Source organism: Tritonibacter horizontis (assembly GCF_001518015.1).
In the GTDB taxonomy this organism is placed as follows: Bacteria; Pseudomonadota; Alphaproteobacteria; order Rhodobacterales; family Rhodobacteraceae; genus Epibacterium; species Epibacterium horizontis.
The window spans coordinates 1-735 of record NZ_LPUY01000043.1; the positions used below are offsets into that span (position 1 = coordinate 1).

The window sequence follows — 735 nt, forward strand, 5'->3', positions numbered from 1 at the left end:
GATCGCCAGTCTCGACGATGTCACGCGCGGTCAGCCCACTGTCATTGGTCGGCACGCCTTGAGACAAGGCGAGACCGGGCAGCAGGCAAAGTGCCAGGATATGAGGCAGGCTAGACTTCAATGTCGCCCTCCGGGGTGCCAAGGGGCGTGAAGGTGCAATCAGGCGAGATGGCTGTCGTGGAGGCGAGGAAGGTGAAGCAATTGGCCTGCGGTTCCTGGTACTGGGCACAGGAGGCCAACGCACCGAGCGCGGCAACGAACATCAAAATACGGGTCATGAAAGCCTCCAGAAATCAGGGCGGTCGCGGTAATCGGCACCCACGAGCGCCTCGCCTTTGTCCATGCCGCCAAGGATGGTGAGATTGGGTCCAAGCGCGCTCAGATCGGCATCGACGACGATCGAGCCCTGATCGTCGCGGATCAGCGCCAAGCGGCTGTTGCTGCCCGTGTTGAGAAGGACATCGAGCTCCTTCTCCGTGAGGTTCAGCATGGCGTAGTCCGCTGGCTGCGCGCGGATATTGGGGAGCAGGATCTGCGTCGGCACCGCCTCGATGATGGTCTTGCCGGTCCGGGTGCGCTCGAGCTGGCTTGCGTATTGCGTCATCATCACCGCGACCGTGTTCTGTTTGCGCGCTGTCACCAGCCAGTTCGACAGCCGCTCGGCGAAATACGCGTTATCGAGGGCCTTCCAGGCCTCGTCGATCACGATGATGGTGGGGCGGCGGACCTCGATTT

The 735-nt window shown here is 62.0% G+C and carries 2 protein-coding genes and 1 pseudogene; all 3 read right to left on the minus strand.

Going from position 1 to position 735, the window contains the following annotated elements; genetic code table 11:
• A pseudogene (locus TRIHO_RS24370) lies at positions 1-121 on the minus strand (lytic transglycosylase domain-containing protein); the annotation flags it as partial.
• Positions 111-278 carry a hypothetical protein gene (locus TRIHO_RS23830; protein WP_165595893.1) on the minus strand — a complete coding sequence of 56 codons (168 nt, stop codon included), beginning with the start codon at positions 276-278 and terminating at the stop codon, positions 111-113. The gene TRIHO_RS23830 and the pseudogene TRIHO_RS24370, both read right to left, overlap by 11 nt.
• Positions 275-735 (minus strand): TraG/VirB4 family ATPase (locus TRIHO_RS07105; protein WP_456300658.1); only part of this gene is annotated, 461 nt, incomplete at its 5' end. The genes TRIHO_RS07105 and TRIHO_RS23830, both read right to left, overlap by 4 nt.